Source organism: Streptomyces sp. NPDC004065 (assembly GCF_044903565.1).
Taxonomy (GTDB): Bacteria; Actinomycetota; Actinomycetes; order Streptomycetales; family Streptomycetaceae; genus Streptomyces.
On the sequence record NZ_JBJDQT010000007.1, the window covers coordinates 174,225 to 198,407 of the forward strand.

Sequence of the window (24,183 nt, forward strand, 5' to 3'; positions counted from 1 at the left end):
GGGATCGATCATTCCCGTCGGCGCCCCGCGCGTCGAATGGTTTTCCCGCCCCGGTCCACCCCTGCTCGCCTCGGCCCGCCCCGGCCTGGGCGCGGCCTGCCCCGGTCCGCCGCGGCTGGTGTCCGCCCGCTCCCCGCCGGGCCGGCGGGGCGCCCGATCGCGCCGGGCCGGCGGAGGCGCCCGGCCGGTCAGGCGCGGATGTTCCGCAGCGCCTCCCGCACCGACAGCGGTGCGAACCTGTCCCGTTCGCGGGCCAGGAAGGCGCCGACCGCCTCCGGGTCCGTCCCGGCGTACTCGCGCAGGCTCCAGCCGATCGCCTTGCGCACGAAGAAGTCGGGGTGGGCGGACTGCCGCAGGCAGTGGGCGAACAGCCGGCCGGCGTCGGTGCGCTCCTTGTACCGCAGCTGGTGCAGCAGCGCGGCGCGCACGACCCACACGTCGTCGTCCTCGATCCAGGCGTCCATGTCGGCCCGCAGCGCGGGATCGGCCGCGACAAGGGCTCCGACGACGTGGGCGGCGAGCGGGTCCACGGTGTCCCACCAGGGGACGGTGGTGATCAGGCGCCGGACCACGACGAGCAGCGAGGACGAGCAGCGGCCCACGTGGCGGCGCAGGTAGTCCACCGCGAAGTACTGGTACTCGCGCTCGGGCAGCTCCCAGCAGCGCAGCGCGATCCGTGCGCAGTCGGCCTCGCCGGGGTCCGGCAGACCCGCGAGGACCGTGCGGGCCAGGGCGCGCCGACGGGACGCGGGCAGGCCGAGGAAGGGCGCCACGTCCTTCATGTACGCGCGCATGCCCTCGGCCCGCGCGGGGTCGGCCGCGGCGGCGTAGACGGTGGTGAGCCGCTCCAGCACGGTGTCCACCGGCACGCCGGACGGCCCGGCCACGGCACCCGGCCCTGTGGCAGTCATGAGACGCACCATACGGCGATCACACATATCCGTCGGCTACTGTCACCGAATGCTCGATGCCACCACCCGCTCTGGGGGCACCGCCGCGGCCTCTCCCCGGGCCGCCGCAACGGAGCTCGCCGTCCCCGTCATGGCCGCGTCCGTCCCGCTCGCCGCGCCCGGTGCGCTGGGCCCCGCCGCGCAGGCGGCCCCGGCACGCCTCGTCGCCCGCTGCGCGAGAGCCCTGCTCTCGCCCTGGTCCCGGCTGTCCCTGCTGCTGGTGCTGCTGGCCGGAGCCGGGGTGTCGGTGCTGCTCCTGCAGCCGCAACGGCTGCTGGCGCACGGCTGGCCCCCACAGCTCGAAGGGGCCGCGGCGGCCGTGGTGTTCGCGGTGGCCTACGGCCTGTGCACGGTGGCGTTCGTGCCGCGCCCCCTGCTCAATCTGGCCGCGGGCGCGCTCTTCGGCTCCCAGCTGGGCCTGGCGACCGCGCTGGGGGGCACGGTGCTGGGCGCCGGGATCTCCTTCGGGCTGGGCCGGGTGCTGGGCCAGGAGGCGCTGCGGCCGCTGCTGCGCGGCCGGTTGCTCAAGGCCGCGGACGGGCAGCTCAGCCGGCACGGCTTCCGCTCGATGATGGCGGCCCGGCTGTTCCCCGGAGTGCCGTTCTGGGCGGCGAACTACTGCGCCGCCGTCTCCCGCATGGGCTGGGCGGCCTTCCTGCTCGCCACGGCGCTCGGCTCGGTCCCGAACACGGCCGCGTACGCCGTCGCCGGCGCCCGCGCCTCGGCGCCGACCTCGCCGGCCTTCCTCGTCGCGCTGGCCTGCATCGCCGTACCGGCCCTGGTGGGAGCGGCGCTGGCCTGGCGCAAACGCCACCACCTGCGCCGCACCTGACGGGACGTCACCCGGTGGCGCGGGCGGACCGCCCGCCCCGCGCACACCCCGCCGCACGCACCGCGTGCCGCCTTCCACCCGCGCGCCGATGCGCCGCTGCGGCACCGCGCCGGTACGCCCGACTCGGCGATGCACCGACGCACCGACGCGGGCTCGTGGCACGGCGTGGTCCCGGCGGCCCGCCGGGACCACGTCAGACCGCTTCCAGGATCATCGCGTTGGCCAGTCCGCCCGCCTCGCACATCGTCTGCAGGGCGTAACGGGCGCCGCGCTCGCGCATGGCGTGCACGAGGGTCGTGGTCAGCCGGGTGCCGCTGGCGCCGAGCGGGTGGCCGATGGCGATCGCGCCGCCGTGCACGTTGACCTTGGCGAGGTCGGCGCCGGTCTCCTGCTGCCAGGCCAGCACCACGCTGGAGAAGGCCTCGTTGACCTCGAACAGGTCGATGTCCTCGAGCGTGAGACCCGCCCTGCGCAGCACCTTCTCCGTGGCCGGGACGACGCCCGTGAGCATGAGCAGCGGGTCGGACCCGGTGACGGCGAAGCTGTGCAGCCGGGCGAGCGGGCGCAGTCCGAGGCGGGCCGCGGTCTCGCCCGAGGTGATGAGCACGGCGGAGGCACCGTCGTTGACGGGGCTGGCGTTGCCCGCGGTGACGTTCCACTCGATCTGCGGGAAGCGCTCGGCGAAGGCCGGGTCGTGGTAGGCGGGCCTGAGGCCGGCCAGGATCTCGGTGGTGCTGTCCGGCCGCACGCACTCGTCGCGGGTGACGCCCTCCAGGGGCGCGACCTCCGCGTCGAACAGGCCGCTCCGCCAGGCCGCGGCGGCCTTGCGGTGCGAGGAGACGGCGAAGGCGTCCATCTGCTCGCGGGTGATGGACCACTTGGCGGCGATGAGCTCGGCGCTGATGCCCTGCGGGACCAGGCCGTCGGGGTAGCGACCGGCGACGCCGGGCCCGAAGGGGTCCGCGCCGGGGGGCACGTTGGACCACATGGGCACCCGGCTCATGGACTCCACGCCGCAGGCGACGACGATGTCGTACGCGCCGGCCATCACGCCCTGGGCCGCGAAGTGGACGGCCTGCTGGGAGGAGCCGCACTGGCGGTCCACGGTGGTGGCCGGGACCGTCTCGGGCAGTCCGGCCGACAGCAGGGCGTAGCGGGTGGTGTTCATGGCCTGCTCGCCGACCTGGTCGACGGCGCCGCCGATCACGTCGTCGATCAGGGCCGGGTCGACGCCGGAGCGTTCGACGACGGTGCGCAGGGTGTGGGCGAGGAGTTCTACGGGGTGGACGTGCGCGAGGGCGCCGTTGGGCTTGCCCTTCCCGATGGGGGTGCGCACGGCCTCCACGATCACTGCGTCACGCATGGGGCGGGCCTCCTTGTTCCGTCACCGGGTCCCGGAGCGGACTCCATTACCGGTCAGTAGGAATTATGGACTCACCATAGCGTCGTAAGTTGGAAAATCAAACCCACCCCCTGTGCGACCTGATCAGCGCGCCCAGCCGCCCTAGACTTGAGGCCATGGCCGCCACCAAGGACCCGCGCCCCTGCTCCATCGCCGACGCCCTCGCACTCGTCGGCGAGAAGTACTCCCTGCTCGTCCTGCGCGAGGTGTGCCTGGGCAACGGCCGCTTCGACCAGCTGGTGCGCAACACCGGCGCGCCGCGCGACGTCCTGGCCACCCGGCTGCGCCGCCTGGTGGACGCGGGCGTCCTGACCAAGCGGGCCTACAGCGAGCGCCCCCGGCGCTTCGAGTACCGGCCCACGCAAGCGGGGCTCGAGCTGGAGCCGGTGCTGATGACCCTCATGGCGTGGGGCGACCGCCACCTGCGCGCGGACGGCGAGCGGCCCATGGTGATCGAGCACGCCTGCGGCCACGAGCTGCGGCCGGTCGTCACCTGCTCCGCCTGCGGCGGCGCCGTGCGCCACGAGGACCTGACCGCCCACCCGCAGGCCCCGGGCTGGACGGTGGCGGGCCCCGCGGCGGCCTGATCCGGGCCGCGTCCCGCGGCGCCGGCCGGCGCGAAACCCCTGTGATCTCGCGGCCGGACCGGGACGCTACGCTGCCCCACAACACACCCGGTCGCCGCGCACGCCGGTGCGGTGTGCCCCACGCCCCTTTTCCCGATCGGCACTTGGACTCCGTACCTCCATGTCTTGGTTTGAATCCCTCGTCCTCGGACTCGTCCAGGGGCTGACCGAGTTCCTCCCCGTCTCCTCCAGCGCGCATCTGCGGCTGACGGCGGCCTTCTCCGGCTGGAAGGACCCGGGCGCGGCCTTCACCGCGATCACCCAGATCGGCACCGAGTCGGCCGTGCTGATCTACTTCCGCAAGGACATCGGGCGGATCCTGTCCGCCTGGTTCCGGTCACTCGGGAACAAGGCGATGCGCGGCGACCACAACGCCCGCACCGGCTGGCTGGTGATCGTCGGCTCCATACCCATCGGCGTGCTCGGCGTGACGCTCAAGGACCAGATCGAGGGGCCCTTCCGCGATCTGCGGGTCACCGCCACCATGCTCGTCGTGGTGGGCGTGGTGATCGGCGTCGCCGACCGGCTGGCGGCGCGCGACGAGAGGGGCGGCCGGCACCGAGCGCCCAAGCAGCGCAAGGCACTTGAGGATCTGGGTGTCAAGGACGGCCTCGTCTACGGCTGTTGTCAGGCCATGGCGCTCATTCCCGGCGTCTCCCGCTCCGGCGCCACCATCAGCGGCGGGCTGTTCATGGGCTACCGGCGCGAGGCGGCGGCCCGCTACTCCTTCCTGCTCGCCATTCCGGCCGTACTGGCCTCCGGGGTCTTCGAGTTGAAGGACGCGATGGAGAGCGACCACGTGGCGTGGGGGCCGACGCTGTTCGCCACCGTCGTCGCGTTCGCCTCCGGATACGCGGTCATCGCCTGGTTCATGAAGTACATCTCGACCAAGAGCTTCATGCCGTTCGTCTGGTACCGCGTGGTGCTCGGCGTCGTCATCATCGGCCTGGTCGGCGCGGGTGTGCTGAGCCCGCACGCGGCCGAGTCGGCCGGCTGACCGCCCGCCCCCGCACCCGCCCGCCCCCGCACCCGGCCGGCCCCGCCGGCCGCACGGCGCCCGCCCCGCCGTCGCCGCGGCCGTCGCGGGTGACCGACTCCATACGGTCCCCGTAGCCGTCCGGTAGCGCAGTGTCAGTCCTTGCGCCTAGGCTGGAGGCATGTTCCCCGAAGCCGTGGTCCCTGGTTCCGTGCGGTCCGCCGCCGAGCTGAACGAGCGGATCCGGGCGCTCTGGACGCGCTCGGGCGGGTCGCTGTCCGCCGAGGAGCGCGCGGAGTACGAACTGCTGGTGGTCAAGTGGGCCGCCGCGATCCGGGGCGAGGTCGTCGAGGCGGCCTGAGGCGTATCACCGCGACCGGACACCGTGGTCCAGCTTCCAGGGCCCGGCTGCCAGCCGCACAGCCGTCCGTTCAGCGTCCGCCCGACACCCGCAGCACCGCCCCCGACGCGTACGAGGCGTCCGGGGACATCAGCCACGCGACGGCCGCCGCGATCTCCTCGGCCCGGCCCGCACGGCGCAGCGGAATCGTCTCGGCGGCCCGCCGGGCCCGGTCCGGGTCCCCCATCGCCGCGTGGATGTCGGTGTCGATCACGCCCGGCGCCACCGCGTTGACGCGGACGCCGTCGGGGCCGAGTTCCTTGGCCAGGCCCATGGTCAGGGCGTCCACGGCGGCCTTGGTCGCGGCGTAGTGGACGTACTCGCCGGGGCTGCCGAGCGTGGCGGCGGCCGACGACACGTTCACGATGGCACCGCTGCCCCGGGGCGCCATCAGCTGCGCGGCGCGCCGCGAACACAGCAGTGTGCCCAGCACGTTGACCTCGACCACCCGGCGCAGATCGGCGGTGGTGGTGGCGGTCAGCGGGCCCAGCGGGCCGGTCACCCCGGCGTTGTTCACCAGACCCGTCACCGGCCCGAGCCGCTCCTCCGCGGTGGCGAAGAGCCGGTCGACGTCCGCCTCGACGGAGGTGTCCATCCGCACGACGACGCTGCGCGCCCCGGCGGCCAGCACCTCGTCGGCCACCGCCTCGGCGGCCGCGGTGTCGGTGACGTAGCCCACCACCACGTCGTGCCCGTCCTGCGCCAGCCGCCGGCAGATCGCGGCGCCGATGCCCCGGCCGCCGCCGGTGACGACCGTGACGAGACGCTTCATGACGACCTCCGCTGCACCGACGGTCACACACCCTGTGTGATCATCCTAGGCCCGCGGGCGCCGGGACACCCTGGGCGGGGGCACCCGGCCGGCCGAGCGGGGCCCGGTGCCCCCTGGGCGGGACCGGCCGCGGCGCGCACACTGGAGCCGTGCGCGGGGCAGCGGAGCCGTCCGGGGTAGCGGGAGGCGTCCACGGGGTAGGAGGGCGGCCTATGGAGACGTTCGGTCGATGGCTCACCCGTCCGTGGCGGCGCTCGGTGCTCGCCGTGCTCGCCGGCGCCCTGCCCGTGCCGGCCTTTCCCGCCCCGTCGCTGTGGTGGTTCGCCTGGGTGGCGCTGGTGCCGTGGCTGCTGCTCGCCCGCTCCGCCCCGAGCGGGCGGCGGGCGGCGTACGACGGGTGGTGCGGCGGGCTGGGCTTCATGCTGGCCATGCACCACTGGCTGCTGCCCAGCCTGCATGTCTTCACCTTCGTCATCGCGGCGCTGCTCGGCGCCCTGTGGGCGCCCTGGGGATGGCTGGTGCGGCGGCTGCTCGGCGGCCGGCCCTCGGCGGCCCGGGGGGCGGCCGCGCTCGTGGTCCTGCCCTCGGGCTGGCTGGCGGTCGAACTCGTCCGGTCCTGGCAGCAGCTCGGCGGGCCCTGGGGCATGCTCGGCACGAGCCAGTGGCAGGTGGCGCCGGCGCTGCGGCTGGCCTCGGTCGGCGGGGTGTGGCTGGTGAGCCTGCTGGTGGTGGCCGTCAATGTGGCGGTCGCCGAGTTCGTCGCGGTGCGCGCGCTGCGGATACCCGCGGTGGCCGGTGTCGCCGCCGCGGCCGCGGCGACCGGTGCGGCGTGGACCTGGGCGCCGCGCCCCGCGGTCGACGGCCACGTCCGGATCGCCGTCGTGCAGCCGGGCGTCGTCGCCGGCGGCGACAGCGCCGCGCGGCGTTTCGCCCTGGAGGAGCGGCTGACCCGGAGCCTGGTGGGACACCACCCGGACCTGGTGGTCTGGGGCGAGAGCAGCGTCGGCTACGACCTCCGCGACCGCCCGGACCTGGCGCGCCGGCTCGCCGCCCTCTCGCGCGCCACCGGCGCCGCCCTCCTGGTGAACGTGGACGCGCGCCGCTCCGACCGACCCGGGATCTACAAGAGCTCCGTCCTCGTCGGCCCCGACGGCCCGACCGGCGAGCGCTACGACAAGATGCGGCTCGTCCCGTTCGGCGAGTACGTCCCGGCCCGCTCCCTGCTGGGCTGGGCGACCTCCGTGGGCAAGGCGGCGGGCGAGGACCGCAGGCGGGGCGGCGAGCAGGTGGTGATGAACGCCGGCCACGGCCTGCGCATCGGTCCGATGGTCTGCTTCGAGACGGCGTTCCCGGACATGAGCCGGCGTCTCGCGCGGGACGGCGCGGGCGTGCTGCTGGCGCAGTCGTCGACGTCGACGTTCCAGCGGAGCTGGGCGCCGGCGCAGCACGCCTCGCTGGCCGCGCTGCGCGCCGCCGAGACCGGCCGGCCCATGGTGCACGCCACGCTGACCGGCGTGTCCGCCGTGTACGGCCCGGACGGGCGCGGCGCCGGCCCCTGGCTCGGCACGGACGCGAGCACCGTGCGCGTGTACGCGGTGCCGACCGCGCACGGCGTGACGCCGTACGTCCGTCATGGGGACTGGGCGGCGTACGGGGCGCTGCTGGTGCTGGCGGCGCTGGTGGTGACGGACGGCGCGGGGGCGCTCAGAACCCGCCGGGGCGCGACTGCACCGAGCGCACCACCCGCTCGCACAGTTCGTGAGTCTCCAGCGCGTCACGGGCGCTGAGCACCTTCCCGGCCCGTACGGCGTCGAGGAAGGCCAGCACGGCCTGCTCGATCCCGCGCTGCCGGGCCACCGGCACCCAGTCGCCGCGCCGGCGCACCGTGGGCTGCCCTTTGTGGTCGATCGTCTCGGCGAGGTTGACCACCTGGCGCTTGGTGTCCTGGCCGGAGACCTCGAGGATCTCCTCGGCCGAGCCGCTGAGACGGTTCATCACGCCGATCGCGGTGAACCCGTCCCCGGCGAGCTGGAGCACGACGTGGTGCAGCAGTCCGTCGCGCACCCGGGAGCGCACGGTGACGTCGTCGACCGTTCCGGGCACCAGGAAGCGCAGGGTGTCCACCACGTGGATGAAGTCGTCGAGGATCATCGCCCGGGGGTCCTCGGGCAGCCCGACGCGGTTCTTCTGCATCAGGATCAGCTCGCGGGGGTGGTCGGCGCACTGCACGTACCCGGGCGCGTGACGCCGGTTGAAGCCGACCGCCAGCGACACGCCGCGCTCCTCGGCGAGCGCGACCAGGCGTGCGGAGTCGGCGAGTTCGTAGGCGAGCGGCTTGTCGACGTACGTGGGCACGCCCGCCTCGAGCAGCCGGCCGGCGATCTCCGGGTGCGCGGCGGTGGAGGCGTGCACGAAGGCGGCGTCGAGGTCCTGGGCCAGCAGCGAGTCCAGGGTGGTGTGCCGGCGCCCGGCCGGCAGGTGCAGGGAGTCGGCGACCCGCTCCAGGGTGGCGGGGGTGCGGGTGTGCAGATGCAGGTCCACGTCGGGCAGGGTGCCGAGAACCGGCAGGTACGCCTTCTGCGCGATGTCACCGAGTCCGATGCAGCCGACCTTCACGTGGACTCCCTCACCGCTCACCCGTGTCCGTGCCTGTACCTGTGCCCGTGCCTGTGCCGGTGGCGGTCGTGCCGTCCGCCCCCGTCCGCACGGCAGCATACGGCGGCTGCGGGGGCCGCCAGTCGGCGATCCCCTCGAAGCCGCGCAGGAGCAGCGCCGGGCGCGCCCTCGACAGGGCGGCGATCGCGGTGTCGCGCAGCGCGGTTCCGGCGCGGCCTCCCACCATGGCGACGCGTGCGATGCGCACCGCCTGACGGGCGATCGCGGTGGTGCGGGGCAGCCGGGCGGCGGTGTAGGCGGCGAGGTCGCCGGCGTGGTGGGCGAGGACGACGGCGTCCTCCACCGCCTGGTTCCCGCCCTGGCCGAGGGTGGGCGGCATGGCGTGGGCCGCGTCGCCGAGGAGGGCCACCCGGCCGCGGTGGTACGCGGGCAGCGGCTCGGCGATGTGGTGGACGTCGTGGCGCAGCACGTCCCGCGGGTGCGCGGCGGCGAGGACGGCGGGGATCGGGGCGTGCCAGTCGCCGAAACGGCGCACGAGTTCGGCGCGCTCGTCGTCGGCGGCGTGCCGGCCGGCGGGGGCCGTCGCGGCGGCGTAGGCGTACACCTGGCCGCCCCTGAGCGGATGCGTGCCCCACAGGCGGCCCCTCCCCCACGTCTCGTGCGAGGCGAACTCGGCGCCGGGCAGCGGGACCACGAGCCGCCAGGTGGTGAAGCCGGCGTAGACGGGCCCGGGGTGGTGCGGGAACAGCGCGGCGCGTACGGCGGAGTGGATGCCGTCGGCGGCCACCACCAGGTCGGCCTCCAGTTCGCCTGCGGGGGTCGTCACCCGGGCGGGGCGGCGGGCGTCGCCGGGGTCGGCCAGGTGGGCGGGGGTGCCGGTCCGGACGGTGCCGGGCGGGAGCAGGGCGGCCAGGCCGGCGACCAGGGTGGCGCGGTGCAGCAGGACGAGGGGGCCGCCGAACCGTTCGGCGACCGCGGCGGCGCTGGTCCGCGACAGCCACCGCCCGCCCGGGGTGCGCAGTCCGCCGTCGCCCTGCCAGGCGGCCAGATCGCGGATCTCGTCGCCGATGCCGAGGACGTCCAGGGCGCGCAGGGCGTTCGGGGAGAGCGAGATCGCGGCGCCGACGGGTTCCAGGGAGGCGGCCCGTTCGAGCACGGTGACCCGCCGGCCGGACCTGTGCAGGGCCGCCGCCGCGGTGAGGCCTCCGATGCCGCCGCCGATGACGACGGCGTGCGACTGTCCGGACATGAGCACTCCTCCCCCATGGACACTACACCTGTAGTGGGCAGTTGGCCCGCCGAGCGTACTACAGGTCACTACGGATGTAGTACAGAGGTGGGTCCGGTGCGTCCGCGGTGCCGGAACGGCGGCCGCCAGGGGCCGGTAGGTTGATCCCCATGTCCGCCCCGCCCCCGAACGCCCCGCCGCCCAGCGCCCCGGGTCCGGGCTCCCCGCGTCCGGGCTCCCCGCGTGCGGCGAACGCCTCGGAACCCTCGCGCGCCGACCTCGTCGCGGACACCGCGCTCGCCCTGCTCGCCGAGCGCGGGATGCGCGGCCTGACCCACCGCGCGGTCGACGAGGCGGCCGGGCTGCCGCAGGGCTCGACGTCGAACGTGGCGCGCACCCGCCAGGCCCTGCTGGAACTGGCGGTGCGCCGGCTGGCCGACCGGGAGGAACGCGTCCTGGCACCGCACGAGATGCCGGACCGCCGCGCCGGAGGCGTCGACGCGCTGGTGGAGGGACTGGCCCTCGCCACCCACCGCGCGCTGACCCGCAACCGCGAACTGACCCTCGCCCGCTACGAACTGGCCCTGGAGGCGACCCGGCGCCCGGAGCTGCGGGCCCACTTCGACGCGGCCGGCGCCCGGTTCCGCGACCGGCTCGGCGCGATGGTGGCGGCGCTGGGCTCGGCCGACCCCGACCGGCACGTGCTGTCGCTGATCGCCTGGGCCGACGGCCTGATGTTCTCCTGCGTGGCCGGTACCTTCCACGCCCGCGTCCCGGACCTCGACGAGGTGCGGGCGGGTCTGCGGGAGCTGCTGCGGGGGATCCACGACGGCGGAAAAGACGTGGTGTGAGGGCCCGGACTGGGCCAGGATCGGCACATGACGACGACCGAACGCACCGAGCCCGCCCAGAACGCAGACGAACGCGCCATGCTGGAGGGCTGGCTGGACTACCACCGGCAGACCCTGGCGTGGAAGTGCGAAGGCCTGAACGACGAGCAGCTGCGGACCCGGTCCGCCGAGCCGTCGGAGCTGTCCCTGCTGGGGCTCGTGCGGCACATGGCGGAGGTGGAACGGGGCTGGTTCCGCAGGGTCCTGGTCGGTGACGACCCGGGGCCCGTCTACTCCACCGAGCAGGACCCGGACCGCGACTTCCACGCCACCGAGGCGGACACCTGGGAGGAGGCGTACGCCACCTGGCAGACCGAGATCGGCATCGCCCGCCGCAACGCCGCCGGGTTCGGCCTGGACGACCTGTCCAAGGGCAGGAGCAGGCACTCGGGCGAGCCGTTCAACCTCCGCTGGATCTACACCCACATGATCGAGGAGTACGCCCGGCACAACGGCCACGCCGACCTGCTCCGCGAACGCATCGACGGGGCGACCGGGGACTGAGGCCGAGCCGCCCGGGGCGCGGGCCCGGCGCGGCCCCGGCGCCCGAACCGGACGTCAGCCGGTGGCGCCGCACGCACCCCCTACGGGTCGGGAGATCACCCCTGCGGGGCATCCTTCCCCCGTACGGCGGGACGTCCGCGTCCCGCGTGGAGCAGAGTTGCACGGGTGCATCGAACGACGACCACCGCAACGTTGCTGGTCACCGTGGCGGTCGCGGCCCTCACCGGCTGTGTCACGGTCCAGCGGCCGCCGGCCTCCGCGGCGGCGGCCACGACCCGCCCGGCGGCCCCGCACCCGGAGGGCAGCAGCCGTCCGGCGGACGCACAGGCCCCGGCCCGGGACGCACAGGCTCCCGCCCGGGAGGCTCTGGCAGTGACCGGGCCCGGGGACCCGGCCGGCTCGGCACGGCCGGCCGCACGCGCGCCACGCCCGGCGGGCGCCGCGCCGGCCGGCGAGCGCCGCCGCCCCGGCCCGGTGCGCACGCCCGGCCGCCACGGCCGCCACCCGGCTCCCCGGCACCACCGCACACCGCGGTCACCCCGTGTGGAGGTCCCCGCCGGGGTGATGCACGTGCCGCCCAGGACGCCGGACGTCTGCGCGCTGGGCCGGCAGTACGGAGGCTGGGCCCCGGACAGTCCGGAGTCGCGGATCTGCCGGCAGGCCTACGGCCGCTGACCCGCGCGCACCCGACCGCGCCGGGCGGCGGGCCGGCGGTTCCTCGCCCGCGAGCGCCCCGGCTCCCGGAGCAGGAGCCCCCCGCCTCCCGCCGGGTCCGGACCGGCCCACCCTTCGCCTGATCCTGCCTGGCCCGCCCTGCGCCTGACCCGGGCCGGCCCGCTCCCGGCGCGCGACGCGCCCTACGACCGCTGGCGCGGCGGGTCGCTCGGCTCGTCGCCGGTGCTTCCCTCGCCCAGGCGCAGCGCGAGGCGGTGGATCGCCGCGCGGACCCCCTCGCCGTAGCGGTCGTCCCGGAGCACGCCGGCCGCGTGCCGTGCCCGGTGGAGATGGACGCGGGCGGCCTCGGCCCGGCCGAGGCCGAAGTAGTCGGTTGCCAGGTTCAGATGGAGGGCCGGATAGAGGGCGCGGGCCGCCGGCGCCCCCTCCCGCTCCCGTCCGGCCGTCCGGTGGCCGGTGAGCTCCTCGGCCGCCGACAGCGCCCTGAGGTCCCAGGCGAGCTCGTCCACGGGGTCGTCCTGGGTGTCGGCCATGTAGTGGGCCAGCGTGCAGCGGTGCAGGGGGTCGCCGTCCTGGCCGATCTCCGCCCACAGGTCCAGGAACCGCCCCCGGGCCTCCTCGCGGTCCCCGGCGTGGTGCAGCAGCACGCCCTGCCCGATCCGCGTCAGCACGGCGTCCGGCGCCGTCTGCTCCCGTCGCTCCACCAGCGCACCCTCCGGCCTGTCCCCGACGACCCCGCGGGCCCGGCGGCCCGGCGTCCCGGGCCCCCGGCTCCCCGGTTCCGACGTCCCGAGTTCCGACGCCCCGACGCTAACGGCAGCCGGCGCCGATCGGCGGCAGGCGGTCCTCAGCCGAGGTCGGGAATCCGCCAGTCGATCGGCTCGTGCCCCTGCCGCGCCACCGCCTCGTTGATCCGGGTGAACGGACGGGAGCCGAAGAACTTCTTCGCCGACAGCGGGGACGGGTGCGCGCCCTTGACCACCACGTGCCGGTCCTCGTCGATCAGCGGCAGCTTCTTCTGGGCGTAGTTCCCCCACAGCACGAAGACCGCCGGGTCGGGCCGGCCGGCCACCGCGCGGATCACCGCGTCCGTGAACCTCTCCCAGCCGCGCCCCTTGTGCGAGTTGGCCTCGCCGCCGCGCACCGTGAGCACCGCGTTGAGCAGCAGCACGCCCTGCTCGGCCCAGGGCATCAGACAGCCGTTGTCCGGGATCGGCGTGCCCAGCTCCTCGTGCATCTCCTTGTAGATGTTGCGCAGCGAGGGCGGGATCCTGACCCCGGGCCGCACCGAGAAGCACAGGCCGTGGCCCTGGCCCTCGCCGTGGTAGGGGTCCTGGCCGAGGATCAGGACCTTGACCTTGTCGTACGGCGTGGCGGCCAGGGCCGCGAAGACCTCCTCGCGGGGCGGGTAGACGGGACCCTTCGCCCGCTCCTCCTCGACGAACTCCGCCAGCTCCTTGAAGTAGGGCTGCTGCAGTTCGTCGCCCAGAACCCCGCGCCAGGACTCGGGCAGCATGGCGATGTCGGTCACGTCAACGTCCTCACGGTGTGCGGTCACTTCCAGGTCACAGAACCTACAGGCGACCACTGACAGCGCGTTCCCGCCCCGGAGAAACCGACGCCTACCAGCTGGTCTTGCGGTACAGCTCCCACATCATCATGATCGTCGAGGGGTCGAGCGCCCGCTCGCCGCCCGAGATGTCGTCGCTGGCGGCCACGTACTGCTTGCCCTGCCACAGCGGCAGCAGCCGCGCGTCGTTCACCAGGATCTGCTGGGCCTGCTGGAACTCCTTGACCACCGCCGCGCGGTCGCTCTCCCGGCGGGACTCCGGCAGCAGCACCTTGGTGATCCGCTGCGCCGGGTAGGGCGTGCCGAGCGCGTTCTGGTCGCCCACGAAGGGGGCGATGAAGTTGTCGGCGTCCGGGAAGTCCGGGAACCAGCCGCGCCCGAACACCGGGTACTCACCCTTCTGGTACCCCACGACGTACGTCTTCCAGGGGCGGCTCTTGAGGGTGATGGTGAACAGGCCGGAGTCGTCGAGCTGCTGCTTGATCGCCTGGAACAGCTTGGCGGTCTCGGAGCCGTAGCGGTCGGTGGTGTACCAGAGGGTGAGCGGGACCTTCTGGGTGATGCCGGCCTTGGTGAGGATCTTGCGCGCCTTGGACACGCTGGGGTCGCCGAAGTCGTCGAAGAAGCTCGTGGTGTGACCGGTCAGCCCCTTGGGGACCATGCTGTACAGCGGGTCGACGGTGTCCTTGTAGACGGTGTGCGCGATGGCCGGGCGGTCGATCACCTGGGCCACGGCCTGGCGGACCGCGAGCTTGGCCGCCCACGGGTCCTTGGGGTTGAAGACCAGGTAGCTGATGTCGGTGCCGGCGCCCTCGACGAGCTGCAGGTCCGTGGCGTCGTGGCGCTGGAGCGCGATGATGTCGTCGGCCGCCAGACCGCGGTAGGTGACGTCGATCTGCCGGTCCCGCAGCGCCTTGACCATGGTCGCGGAGTCCTGGAAGTACCGGATCGTCACCGCGTCGTTCCGCCGCTCGGCGAAGCCCCGGTAGTTGTCGTTCTTGACCAGTTCCGCCTGCTTGCCCTCGCTGTAGGACTTGAGCGCGTACGGCCCGGAACCGACGACCGAGTTCTCCTTGCGCAGGGAGCGGGCGGGGTAGTCGTCGGGGTCGACGATCGACATCGCGGGGGTGGCGAGGACGAACGGGAAGGTGGCGTCGGGCTTGTTGAGGTGGAAGACCACCTCCCGGTCCCCGAGTGCCTGCACCCGGTCCAGGCTGCCGAGCAGGCCCGCCGGACCGCTGTCCGCGTTGATGGTGCGGATGCGGTCGATGGAGTACTTCACCGCGCGTGCGTCGAGCTTGTCGCCGTCCGCGAACTTCATGCCCGCGCGCAGCTCGCAGCGGTAGGTGCGGTAGCCGGCGTCGGTGAACTTGCAGCTGCGCGCGGCGTCGGGCTGCGGCGTGGTCGAGCCGTTCGGGTAGGCCAGCAGGGTCTGGTAAATGTTGCGGAACAGTTCCCAGGAACCGTCCCAGGACGCGGCCGGGTCCAGTGTGCTCGGGGCGCTGGTGGTCCCGACCACGATCGGCCCCTCGTCGTCGGGGCCGCCGTCGGAAAGGACGCCGCACCCGGCCACCAGGGATATGGACGCGATCGCGGCCGCCGGCCGCAGGCATCGGATCCGGTTGAACACGCGCACTCTCCTCGATCTGCCATACCAAGGGTCGGCAGACCATACCGCAGTGCTCCGCCCGGTGAACCTGGTTGGAACGCGGCTCCTTTTGTACCCGGCGATGACGACGTTGTCATCGGGTGAAACGCCCTGTCGGAGACGACGAGGGCGCCGTTTCCGCCAAGCGAACGTCGACGAATCGTTACATCGCCGAAGCGATGGATCGATGTGCCGACGGCCCCGCGGGAACGGCGCCCGGAACGCCGCGCGGTCAGCCGACCCCGGCGTTGAGGAAGAGGCCTCCGTCGACGACCAGCGTCTGCCCGGTGACCCAGTCGGACTGCTCGGAGGTGAGGAACGCGGCGGCGCCCCCGATGTCGGCGGGCACGCCGAGCCGGCCGAGCGGGTAGGAGGACGCGGCCTCCTGCTCACGGCCCTCGTACAGCGCCTGCGCGAACTTGGTCTTCACCACGGCCGGGGCGATCGCGTTGACCCGCACCTTCGGCGCGAACTCGTGCGCCAGCTGCTGGGTCAGGTTGATCATCGCCGCCTTGCTGACGCCGTAGGCGCCGATGAAGGGCGACGGCGCCAGGCCCGCGATGGAGGCGATGTTGACGATCGCACCGCCGTTGTCCTTCTGCCAGGCGTGCCAGGTGCGCTGGGCGAAGCCGAGCGCGGAGACGACGTTGGTCTCGAAGACCTTGCGCGCGACGTTCAGGTCGAGGTCGGCGATCGGCCCGAACACCGGGTTGGTGCCGGCGTTGTTGACCAGGTAGTCGACGCGGCCGAAGGCCTCCATGACGCGCTCGACGGCCTCCGCCTGGTGGGCCTCGTCGTGGGCCTTGCCCGCGACGCCGATCACCCGGTCGGCGCCCAGCTTGTCGACGGCCTCCTTGAGGGCGTCCTCGTTGCGGCCGGTGATGCACACCCGGTCGCCCCGGGCCACCAGGGCCTCGGCGACGCCGTAGCCGATGCCGCGGCTGGCACCCGTGACGAGGGCGACCTTGCCGGAAAGTTCAGTCATGTCCGTGATTCCTGCCGATCCCTAGTTGAGCGGTCCGCCGGCGACGTACAGCACCTGGCCGGACACGAAGCCGGCCGCCTCGCCGGTGAAGAAGGCGACGGCGTTGGCGATGTCCTCCGGCTCACCGACCCGCTGCACCGGGATCTGGGTGGCGGCGGCGGCCTTGAAGTCCTCGAAGCCCATGCCGACGCGCTCGGCGGTGGCCTTGGTCATCTCGGTGGCGATGAAGCCGGGGGCGACCGAGTTGGCGGTGATGCCGAACTTGCCGAGCTCCTTGGCGAGGGTCTTGGTGAAGCCCTGCAGACCCGCCTTGGCGGCCGAGTAGTTGGCCTGGCCGCGGTTGCCGAGCGCGGACGACGAGGAGAGGTTGACGATCCGGCCGAAGCCCGCGTCCACCATGTGCTTCTGGCAGGCGCGGGTCATCAGGAAGGAGCCGCGCAGATGCACGTTCATGACGGTGTCCCAGTCGGAGACGCTCATCTTGAACAGCAGGTTGTCGCGGAGCACGCCCGCGTTGTTGACCAGGATGACCGGCGCGCCGAGCTCCTCGGCGATCCGCGCGACGGCCGCCTCGACCTGCGCCTCGTCCGAGACGTCGGCCCCGACCGCGAGCGCCCGGCCGCCGGCCGCGGTGATCTTCTCCACGGTGTCCTTGCAGGCGGCCTCGTCGAGGTCGATCACGGCGACCGCGCGGCCCTCGGCCGCCAGTCGTACGGCGGTGGCGGCGCCGATGCCGCGCGCGGCACCCGTGACGACGGCGACCCGCTGCTCAGTGGTGGACATTGCTTCTCCTCGCCCTTGAGAGAACCCGGTGTGCGGTGAGCGACCGCTTAGTACCTTCGGTGGGTGTGACGCTAGAGACCCTGGCACCCGGTGTCAACGGCACACCGGGTGCGTGTGATCCATTACCTCACCAGGAGGTCCAGCAACCGTTCCGTCTCGGCCGCCGGGTCGGCGGTCAGCCCGGTGTGCACCGGGCCGGGCTGGACGATCGTGGAGCGGGGCGCGACCAGCCAGCGGAACCGCCGTCCGGCGTCGTCGTCCGCGGCCTGCCCGGCGGCCTCGCCCCCGGCGCACACCCTTTCCACGGCGGCCAGCGCGGCCCGTACCCCCGCGACGTCCGCCCGCGGGTCCAGGGCCAGCAGCCGCGCCTCGTCGAGATGGGTGCGCGCGCCGACGTAGCGCCGGGCACGGCAGTAGACGAGGACGCCGGCGTTGACGCACTCGCCGCGCTCCACCCGCGGCACCACTCTGACCAGGGCGTACTCGAAGACGTCCCGGTCGCCGCCCTGTCCGGCCCGGGTGATGTGCCGCTCGGTGACGTGTCCCGCCATGTGGATGTGGCGCTCGCTCACTTGGCCTCCTCGACACCGGTGATGCGCTCGTGGACGACGGCCGCGCGCAGGAGCAGCGCGTGCGCGTAGGCGTGCCGGAGATCGTCGGGCGTGGCGAAGCCCGGTTCCCCGGCCAGCCAGGCGTCCGGGATCTCGGCCGTCACCTCGGCGAGCAGCTCCTGGGTGACCCGGGGTGCCAGTTCGGCGGCGGCCGCGGCCACATCGGGCCGGAACCGGGCGAGGGCGTGGTCGGAGGCGTCGTAGGGACGGGCGGCGGAGGTGTCGGCGCCGGGCCAGTTGTGGTGCCAGATCATCGTGGCGCCGTGGTCGATGAGCCACAGTTCGCCGTGCCAGCGCAGCAGGTTGGGGTTGCGCCAGGAGCGGTCCACGTTGTTGACCAGCGCGTCGAACCAGACGATCCGCCCGGCCTCCCGCGGGTCCACGGGGAAGGCGAGCGGGTCGAAGCCCAGCGCGCCGGAGAGGAAGTCCATGCCCAGGTTGGCGCCGCCGCTGGAGCGCAGCAGCTCCTGCACCTGCGGGTCCGGTTCGCCGAGCCCCAGCACGGGGTCGAGGGCGACGGTCACCAGACGGGGCACGCGGAAGCCCAGCCGGCGGGCGAGTTCCCCGCAGACCACCTCCGCGACCAGCGTCTTGCGGCCCTGCCCGGCGCCGGTGAACTTCAGGACGTACGTCCCGAGGTCGTCGGCCTCGACGAGCCCGGGCAGCGAACCGCCCTCGCGCAGCGGCGTGACGTACCGGGTCGCGGTCACTTCCTTGAGCATCGCCCCAGGCTACTGGGGGAGCCGGCGGCTCCCGGCCGCCGTCCCGCGACCGGGTGCCATCCACGCCCGGGCGCCTCGGCGGTACCTCCCGACCGGGCGTCCCGGCGGTGCCCCGCGACCGGGCGTCCCGGCGGTGAACGCCCGGGACGTGCCGGCCGTACCCCTTTGCAGATCAACGCATCCTGTCCGAACGGAAGGAAACGTCAGCATGACCAGCGAATCGCTTCAGCCCCAGGGGGCACCGGCCCGCCGGACCGTCATGGCGGCGGTGGGCGCGGCGGGACTCGCCGTCGCGCTGACCGCGTGCGGGTCCGACGACACGTCCTCGTCCGGCTCGTCGACCACGCAGAACGGCAGCGACGCGAGCGGGGGCGGCGCGGGCGGGGCGGGCGGCACCGTGCTGGCGAAGACCTCCGACATCCCGGAGGGCGGCGGCAAGGTCATCGGCGACCACGGCGTGGTGGTCACCCAGCCGACGAAGGGCGAGTTCAAGGCGTTCTCGTCCAAGTGCACGCACCAGGGCTGCGCGGTGAACAAGATCGCGAACGGTGTGATCAGCTGCCCGTGCCACCACAGCGAGTTCTCCGCCACCGACGGCAGCGTCAAGAAGGGCCCGGCGACCCAGCCGCTGCCCGCCAAGAACATCTCCGTCTCCGGTGAGGAGATCAAGCTCGCCTGAGACAGCTCCCGGGCCGGCCCACGGAACCGCCCCGGCGGGGTGCGGAAACCGCCTCCGGCGGGCCCGCGGGCCGGCCGGAGGCGGTTTCCGCACCCGCGCACCGGCGACTGGGGAGTCGCCGGTGCGCGGGTGCGCCGGATCGTCGCGGGGATGCGGCCGGAGGGCGCGCCCCGCGACGGCGCCGGCGCCCCGGGCGGCGGGCGGGTGGTGTGCCTTTTCCAACGTGATGCCAGAGGATCTTCCCACCGGGGAGGGCCTTCCCCTGGCACGACGTGGGAAAAGGAAAGAGGGGGCTGCATGACCGTCACACAGCGCCGGGGCCGGAAGATCATGATGACGCCGGGCGAGCTGGACGATTTCCTCACCGCCCAGCGCACCTGCCGGGTCGCCACCGTCTCGACCGGCGGTGCCCCGCACGTCAGCGCGCTGTGGTTCGCCTGGGACGGCACCTCGCTGTGGCTGTACTCCGTGATGCGCAGCAAGCGCTGGGCGGACCTGCGCCGCGATCCCCGGGTGGCGATCGTCGTCGACACCGGCGAGGAGTACGAGCAGCTGCGGGGGGTGGAGCTGTCCGGCACGGTGGAGTTCGTGGGTGAGGCGCCGCGCACGGGCGAGCTGCGCGCGGAACTCGACGTTCCGGAGACACTGTTCGCGCGCAAGTACTTCGGCCTGGAGGAGATGCCACCCCACGACGGCAGACACGCCTGGGTTTGCCTGACCCCGGAGAAGATCGTCTCCTGGGACTTCCGCAAACTGGGCTCGGCGTAACCGGTCCGGGACGCGGGACCCGGCTTCGTGCACTCCGCAACGGGGCCGCCCTGCTCACCCCGACCGGTCCGCCACCGGGCACGGCTCACCGCAGCACGGCGGCCACCGCCCACCCCGCCGAGGCGTGCCCGGCGCCTCGGAGGCGGCACCCGGCATGTTGCGCGGGCGGCGCGGTGCTTCGGACGAGGCCCGGTGCGACCGGGCGCGCCTCGCCTCGTCCCCGGGCATGGCGCGACGCGGGCGGGCAGGCGCGGCACGCCGCGGACGGGCCGCCTGCCCGGGCCGCGCGGCGCGGACGGTGCCGCCGAGGGCGACGCGGACGGTGCCGCCGGGGGCGACGCGGTGCGCCGGGCCCGTCAGGCGATGGTCTCGCCCGCCGCCCGCAGCGCGTCCGCCGCCGCGCGGATCGAGGGGCGGCGGTCGGCGTCGGCGCGCCAGACGGCGTAGACGTGCCGCCGTACCGCCTGCCGGACCGGCACGGTGCGCACCCCGGCCGGCAGCGGCCCCCGCCCGAGCCGCGGCGCCACGCACACCCCGAGTCCGGCGGCGACCAGCGCGAGCTGGGTGGCGTGCTCCTCCGCCCGGTGCGCGATGCGCGGTTCGACGCCCTTGGAGCGCAGCGTGTCCAGCAGCCACTCGTGGCAGAACTCGGCCTCGCCCCAGGTCACCCAGTCGTCGGCCGCGAACTCCTCCAGTTCCACCTCGTCGCGCCCGGCGAGCGGGTGGCCGGCCGGCAGGGCCACGTCCGCGGCGTCGTCGAGGAGGGGGGCGCGGCTGAGACCCCCGGGCACCGGCAGCGGCTTGTTGTACCAGTCGAGGACGACGGCCAGGTCGACGTCGCCGCGCAGCACCGCCCGCAGGGCCGGCGCCGGTTCCATCTCGGCCGTGGTGACCCTGAGCCCCGGATGCCGTGCGCGCAGGCGGGTCAGCGCCTCCGGGAACAGTCCGCGCGCGGCGGTGGGAAAGGCGCCCAGCCTGAGCTCGCCGACCACCTGCCCGCGCTGGGCCTCCAGGTCCGACTGGGCGAGCTCGACCTGCGAGAGGATCCGCGCCGCGTGCTCGGCGAGCAGCCGCCCGGCGTCGGTGAGCCGTACGCCCCGCCCGTTGCGGGCGAGGAGCTGCTGGCCCACCTCCCGCTCCAGCTTGGCCATCTGCTGCGAGACGGCGGACGTCGTCACGTGCATGCCCTCGGCGGCGGCGCTGACCGAGCCGTGCCGCGCCAGGGCGTCCAGCGTGCGCAGGCGCTCCAGATTCAACATGTAAGCAATGCTACGAGGTGTCGCGCGCGAATTCTCGATTGTGCTAACAGGTCGGTTCCAGGGATCCTACGGGCATGAGCACCGCGTCCGCCGCCTCCCCGAGCCCGTCCGCCCCGCCGACCGCGCCCCCTCCGGCCGGCACGTCCGGCCGGCCGCCACGGGGCCCCCTGCCCTGGCGGATCCGGTTCGCCTTCCTGTCACTGATCTGGGGCTTCAGCTTCCTGTTCATGAAGGTCGGCACGGACGGCTTCGCGCCGTTCCAGGTGACGCTCGGACGGCTGGTGTTCGGCACGGCGGTGCTCGCGGTGGCGATGGCGGTGAAGCGCGAGCGGCTGCCGCGCGGCGCGCGCACCTGGGCGCATCTGACGGTCGCCGCGTTCTTTCTGAACGCGCTGCCGTTCTCGCTCTTCGCCTACTCGGAGCTGACGATCCCGTCCACGCTCGCCGGCATCTGCAACGCCACCTCCCCGCTGTGGGGCATGGCGCTGTCCCTCGTGGCACTCTCGGAGGACCGCCCGACCCGGCTGCGGTGCGCGGGGCTGGGGCTCGGTTTCCTGGGCGTGCTCACGGTGCTCGGGGCCTGGCAGGGCTTCCACGGCCTGGACGCGCGCGGGACCGCGATGGCGCTGCTCGCCTCGCTGAGCTACCCGGTCGGCTGGATCTACGTCCGCCGCACCCTGGCGGGCTCGACCGCGTCGCACCTGTCCCTGACCGGCGGTCAGCTGCTGCTGGCCACCGTGCAGCTGGCCGTGGTGACCCCCGTCTTCACCAGTGCCCCGGACCACTTCGCGCTCGTCCCGCTGCTCGCCGTCGCCGCCCTGGGCGCCCTGGGCACCGGCCTGGCGATGCTCGTGCAGTACGGGCTGGTCGCCGAGGTCGGGCCGACGACGGCCCAGATGGTGACGTACTTCGTGCCGATCATCGCCACCGCCGCCGGTGTCGCCGTCCTCGGCGAGCGGCTGACCTGGTCGACGCCGGTCGGCGCGGTCGTCGTCCTGGCCGGTGCGGCTCTGACCCAGGCACGGCCCGGCGGGCGCGGCCGGCCGGCGCGCTCCGCCGCGGCACACGAGCCGGAGCGCGAGCCGGTGCACGAGCCAGAGGACGGGATCCCGAAGCACGGGATCCCTGAGCACGGGACCCCGGAGCGCGGAACCCTCGCGGCCGCGGAGCCGGCCCCCGCGGCCCGGGCTCAGACGTAACTGCGCGCGGGCGCGGGCCCCAGCGCCGACGCCACCGCGTCCGCCAGCTCCCGCGTCTCCCGCGCCGACAGCCCCGAGACGGTGACGCGGATGCCCGGCGCCGCGTTCATCCGGAAGCGGGCGCCGGGAGCGACGGCCCAGCCGGCGTGCAGCAGACGGGCGACCACGCCGGTCTCGTCCGGCACCGGGACCCACACGTTCATCCCGCTGCGCCCGTGCGCCTCGATCCCGTGCCCGGCCAGCGCGCCGATGAGCAGCTCGCGCCGGGTCCGGTAGGCCGCGGCCACCGCGCGCGTGTCCGGCGTGCCGTCCGACCGGAGCCGGACCAGGGCCCGCTGGAGCAGCATGCTCACCCAGCCGGGCCCGAGCCGCTGCCGTCCGCGGACCCGGTCGACGGTGACCTCGTCCCCGGTGAGCACCGCGAGCCGCAGATCAGGCCCGTACGCCTTGGCCGCCGAGCGGACGAAGGCCCAGTGCCGGGTCGCCCCGGCGAGCGGATGCAGGGGCAGGTCGACGATGCCGTGACCGTGGTCGTCCTCGATCAGCAGGGTCTGCGGGTGCGCGCGCAGCACGGACCGCAGCGCCCGCGCGCGGGGGGCGCTCAGCGCGGCACCGGTCGGGTTCTGCGCCCGGTCGGTGACGATCACGGCCCGCGCACCGCCCTCGAGCGCACGGCGCAGGTCGTCCGGGAGCGGTCCCTCGTCGTCGACGCCGACGCCGGCCGTGCGCAGGCCGAGGGCCGGCACGAGGTCGAGCGTCCGGCCCCAGCCGGGGTCCTCCACGGCCACGGTGTCCCCCGGTTTCAGGTGGGCCGCGAGGACCCGCTCGACGCCGTCCAGGGCACCGGACACGACGGCGAGGGGCCCGTCCGGCACGCCGTCGGCGTCCAGTTCCGCGCGCGCCGTCCGCTCCAGCTCCGGGTCGACGGCCACGTCGCCGTAGAGCACCGGGTCGCGGTCGGCCCGGGCCACGGCCGCCGCGAAGGCCGGCGCCAGGGGCGGCAGCAGCGCCGGATCCGGGTTGCCGCTCGACACGTCGCGCACGCCCTCGGGGACGTCCACGCGGAGGTGGTCCCGGCCGGTGGTGGCGGGCGCGGCCCGCACCCGGCTGCCCCTGCGCCCGGCGGTCTCGATGACACCGCGCTCCCGCAGGATCCGGTACGCCGCCGCGACGGTGTTGGGATTGACCCCCAGCTCCACGGCCAACTGTCGCAGGGGAGGCAGCACTTGGCCGGGCTCCAGCTCCCCGGAGCCCACCGCGCGCTCCACACTCGCCGCGATCTCCGCCGCGCCCCGGCCCTCGATCCGATATTCTCCTAGCACAAATAACATTCTGCACTAGTGCAATGGAGACCGCAATGCACGGGAACCGGCAGCCGACGACCGTCCCGACGGACGGCGTCTACCCCCCGACCGACCGCACCGTCCCCACCCGCTCGGCGGACCGGGCGTCGTACGACAAGGAACTGGTGCACGCGATACTCGACGAGGGCTACGTCTGCCATCTCGGCTTCGTCCGCGACGGCGCGCCCGTCGTGCTGCCCACGCTCTACGGCCGGGCCGGCGAGCGGCTCTACGTGCACGGTTCGACCGGCTCCCGGCCGCTGCGCCTGGCCGGCCGGGCCGATCCGGGGCTGCCGGTGTGCGTGACCGTCACCCACGTCGACGGCCTGGTCCTGGCCCGCTCGGCCTTCCACCACTCGATCAACTACCGCTCCGTCGTGGTGCACGGAGTCGCCCACCAGGTGACCGAACCCGACGAGAAGCGGCAGGCCCTGGACGTCCTGGTCGATCACGTGGTGCGGGGCCGGGCGGCCGACTCCCGCCCCGCCAACGCCAAGGAACTCGCCGCGACGGCCGTGCTCCGGCTCGACCTGGAGGAGGTCTCCGCCAAGCTGCGCACCGGCAGGGTGAACGACGAGCCGGAGGACCTCGCCCTGCCCCACTGGGCCGGTGTGGTCCCGGTGCGCCGGCAGTACGGCACACCGCTCGCCGACGGCGGCCTCGCCCCGGGGACGCCGCTCCCGGGCTATCTGGCGACGCTGTGAGGTGACCGGCGCCCGGCTCCGTGCCGCCGGGCGCCCGGGAC

Annotated in this window: 25 protein-coding genes; 11 read left to right on the forward strand and 14 right to left on the reverse strand. The window is 74.3% G+C overall.

The genetic code is table 11. The features are described from left to right. Positions 1-188 precede the first annotated feature (188 nt). The gene (locus tag ACI2LW_RS11435; protein WP_404730960.1) at positions 189-911 is read right to left on the reverse strand and encodes a DNA alkylation repair protein; all 723 of its coding nucleotides are present in this window, start codon (positions 909-911) and stop codon (positions 189-191) included. Positions 912-960: 49 nt separating this feature from the next. Here ACI2LW_RS11435 and ACI2LW_RS11440 point away from each other — a divergent pair, with 49 nt between their 5' ends. After that, the gene (locus ACI2LW_RS11440) at positions 961-1,782 is read left to right on the forward strand and encodes a TVP38/TMEM64 family protein (RefSeq protein WP_404730961.1); all 822 of its coding nucleotides are present in this window, start codon (positions 961-963) and stop codon (positions 1,780-1,782) included. A gap of 193 nt (positions 1,783-1,975) precedes the next feature. On the opposite strand, the gene ACI2LW_RS11445 is transcribed toward ACI2LW_RS11440, so the two are convergent. Continuing rightward, positions 1,976-3,145 carry a thiolase family protein gene (locus tag ACI2LW_RS11445; RefSeq protein ID WP_404730962.1) on the reverse strand — a complete coding sequence of 390 codons (1,170 nt, stop codon included), beginning with the start codon at positions 3,143-3,145 and terminating at the stop codon, positions 1,976-1,978. A 155-nt stretch (positions 3,146-3,300) separates the two neighbouring features. Between ACI2LW_RS11445 and ACI2LW_RS11450 the strand changes: the two genes are divergently transcribed. The 3 genes from ACI2LW_RS11450 to ACI2LW_RS11460 all read left to right on the forward strand — a co-directional run bounded on the left by ACI2LW_RS11450 (position 3,301) and on the right by ACI2LW_RS11460 (position 5,147). Further along, positions 3,301-3,771: a winged helix-turn-helix transcriptional regulator gene (locus ACI2LW_RS11450; RefSeq protein ID WP_404731008.1), complete on the forward strand. Its 471-nt coding sequence runs from the start codon at positions 3,301-3,303 to the stop codon at positions 3,769-3,771. A gap of 160 nt (positions 3,772-3,931) precedes the next feature. Further along, the gene (locus ACI2LW_RS11455) at positions 3,932-4,807 is read left to right on the forward strand and encodes an undecaprenyl-diphosphate phosphatase (protein WP_404730963.1); all 876 of its coding nucleotides are present in this window, start codon (positions 3,932-3,934) and stop codon (positions 4,805-4,807) included. A gap of 160 nt (positions 4,808-4,967) precedes the next feature. Continuing rightward, positions 4,968-5,147: a hypothetical protein gene (locus tag ACI2LW_RS11460; protein ID WP_404730964.1), complete on the forward strand. Its 180-nt coding sequence runs from the start codon at positions 4,968-4,970 to the stop codon at positions 5,145-5,147. A 70-nt stretch (positions 5,148-5,217) separates the two neighbouring features. Here ACI2LW_RS11460 and ACI2LW_RS11465 read toward each other — a convergent pair whose 3' ends face one another. Beyond that, positions 5,218-5,958 (reverse strand): SDR family NAD(P)-dependent oxidoreductase, encoded by a 741-nt coding sequence (locus ACI2LW_RS11465; RefSeq protein ID WP_404730965.1) that lies wholly within the window; start codon positions 5,956-5,958, stop codon positions 5,218-5,220. 212 nt (positions 5,959-6,170) lie between these two features. Here ACI2LW_RS11465 and lnt point away from each other — a divergent pair, with 212 nt between their 5' ends. Further along, positions 6,171-7,745, forward strand: coding sequence for an apolipoprotein N-acyltransferase (lnt, locus tag ACI2LW_RS11470; RefSeq protein WP_404730966.1), 1,575 nt, complete (start codon positions 6,171-6,173; stop codon positions 7,743-7,745). On the opposite strand, the gene ACI2LW_RS11475 is transcribed toward lnt, so the two are convergent. Continuing rightward, positions 7,663-8,574, reverse strand: coding sequence for a Gfo/Idh/MocA family protein (locus tag ACI2LW_RS11475; protein WP_404730967.1), 912 nt, complete (start codon positions 8,572-8,574; stop codon positions 7,663-7,665). The genes lnt and ACI2LW_RS11475 overlap by 83 nt on opposite strands. A gap of 10 nt (positions 8,575-8,584) precedes the next feature. Beyond that, positions 8,585-9,823, reverse strand: a complete 1,239-nt coding sequence (locus tag ACI2LW_RS11480) for an FAD-dependent monooxygenase (RefSeq protein ID WP_404730968.1) — start codon at positions 9,821-9,823, stop codon at positions 8,585-8,587. A 149-nt stretch (positions 9,824-9,972) separates the two neighbouring features. Here ACI2LW_RS11480 and ACI2LW_RS11485 point away from each other — a divergent pair, with 149 nt between their 5' ends. Then, the gene (locus tag ACI2LW_RS11485) at positions 9,973-10,653 is read left to right on the forward strand and encodes a TetR/AcrR family transcriptional regulator (RefSeq protein WP_404730969.1); all 681 of its coding nucleotides are present in this window, start codon (positions 9,973-9,975) and stop codon (positions 10,651-10,653) included. Positions 10,654-10,680: 27 nt separating this feature from the next. Then, a complete protein-coding gene (locus ACI2LW_RS11490) occupies positions 10,681-11,196 on the forward strand; it encodes a DinB family protein (protein WP_404730970.1) in 516 nt (171 codons plus the stop codon). 857 nt (positions 11,197-12,053) lie between these two features. Here the strand turns inward: ACI2LW_RS11490 and ACI2LW_RS11495 are convergent. The 7 genes from ACI2LW_RS11495 to ACI2LW_RS11525 form a co-directional block, all read right to left on the reverse strand. Next, the gene (locus ACI2LW_RS11495) at positions 12,054-12,578 is read right to left on the reverse strand and encodes a hypothetical protein (RefSeq protein ID WP_404731009.1); all 525 of its coding nucleotides are present in this window, start codon (positions 12,576-12,578) and stop codon (positions 12,054-12,056) included. A gap of 140 nt (positions 12,579-12,718) precedes the next feature. Further along, on the reverse strand, positions 12,719-13,402 hold the full coding sequence (gene ung / locus ACI2LW_RS11500) for a uracil-DNA glycosylase (RefSeq protein WP_404730971.1): 684 nt from the start codon (positions 13,400-13,402) through the stop codon (positions 12,719-12,721). A 91-nt stretch (positions 13,403-13,493) separates the two neighbouring features. Further along, complete coding sequence (locus tag ACI2LW_RS11505; RefSeq protein WP_404730972.1) at positions 13,494-15,071, reverse strand: ABC transporter substrate-binding protein; 1,578 nt, start codon at positions 15,069-15,071, stop codon at positions 13,494-13,496. A 250-nt stretch (positions 15,072-15,321) separates the two neighbouring features. Next, positions 15,322-16,074, reverse strand: a complete 753-nt coding sequence (locus ACI2LW_RS11510; RefSeq protein WP_404730973.1) for an SDR family oxidoreductase — start codon at positions 16,072-16,074, stop codon at positions 15,322-15,324. A gap of 21 nt (positions 16,075-16,095) precedes the next feature. Continuing rightward, on the reverse strand, positions 16,096-16,857 hold the full coding sequence (gene fabG / locus ACI2LW_RS11515) for a 3-oxoacyl-ACP reductase FabG (protein ID WP_404730974.1): 762 nt from the start codon (positions 16,855-16,857) through the stop codon (positions 16,096-16,098). Positions 16,858-16,979: 122 nt separating this feature from the next. Beyond that, positions 16,980-17,408, reverse strand: coding sequence for a DUF3037 domain-containing protein (locus ACI2LW_RS11520; protein ID WP_404731010.1), 429 nt, complete (start codon positions 17,406-17,408; stop codon positions 16,980-16,982). A gap of 17 nt (positions 17,409-17,425) precedes the next feature. Then, positions 17,426-18,190 (reverse strand): HipA family kinase, encoded by a 765-nt coding sequence (locus ACI2LW_RS11525; RefSeq protein WP_404730975.1) that lies wholly within the window; start codon positions 18,188-18,190, stop codon positions 17,426-17,428. A 208-nt stretch (positions 18,191-18,398) separates the two neighbouring features. Here ACI2LW_RS11525 and ACI2LW_RS11530 point away from each other — a divergent pair, with 208 nt between their 5' ends. Further along, on the forward strand, positions 18,399-18,869 hold the full coding sequence (locus tag ACI2LW_RS11530; RefSeq protein WP_404730976.1) for a Rieske (2Fe-2S) protein: 471 nt from the start codon (positions 18,399-18,401) through the stop codon (positions 18,867-18,869). A gap of 297 nt (positions 18,870-19,166) precedes the next feature. Beyond that, positions 19,167-19,637 carry a pyridoxamine 5'-phosphate oxidase family protein gene (locus ACI2LW_RS11535; RefSeq protein ID WP_404730977.1) on the forward strand — a complete coding sequence of 157 codons (471 nt, stop codon included), beginning with the start codon at positions 19,167-19,169 and terminating at the stop codon, positions 19,635-19,637. Between the two features lie 356 nt (positions 19,638-19,993). Here ACI2LW_RS11535 and ACI2LW_RS11540 read toward each other — a convergent pair whose 3' ends face one another. Further along, positions 19,994-20,896 carry a LysR substrate-binding domain-containing protein gene (locus ACI2LW_RS11540; protein ID WP_404730978.1) on the reverse strand — a complete coding sequence of 301 codons (903 nt, stop codon included), beginning with the start codon at positions 20,894-20,896 and terminating at the stop codon, positions 19,994-19,996. 74 nt (positions 20,897-20,970) lie between these two features. Between ACI2LW_RS11540 and ACI2LW_RS11545 the strand changes: the two genes are divergently transcribed. Next, positions 20,971-22,095, forward strand: coding sequence for a DMT family transporter (locus ACI2LW_RS11545; RefSeq protein WP_404730979.1), 1,125 nt, complete (start codon positions 20,971-20,973; stop codon positions 22,093-22,095). Here the strand turns inward: ACI2LW_RS11545 and ACI2LW_RS11550 are convergent. Beyond that, a complete protein-coding gene (locus ACI2LW_RS11550) occupies positions 22,086-23,417 on the reverse strand; it encodes an aminotransferase class I/II-fold pyridoxal phosphate-dependent enzyme (RefSeq protein WP_404730980.1) in 1,332 nt (443 codons plus the stop codon). The two genes, ACI2LW_RS11545 and ACI2LW_RS11550, sit on opposite strands and share 10 nt — an antisense overlap. A 23-nt stretch (positions 23,418-23,440) precedes the next feature. On the opposite strand from ACI2LW_RS11550, the gene ACI2LW_RS11555 reads away from it, so the two are divergent. Next, complete coding sequence (locus tag ACI2LW_RS11555) at positions 23,441-24,142, forward strand: pyridoxamine 5'-phosphate oxidase family protein (protein ID WP_404730981.1); 702 nt, start codon at positions 23,441-23,443, stop codon at positions 24,140-24,142. The last annotated feature ends 41 nt before the right edge of the window (positions 24,143-24,183 follow it).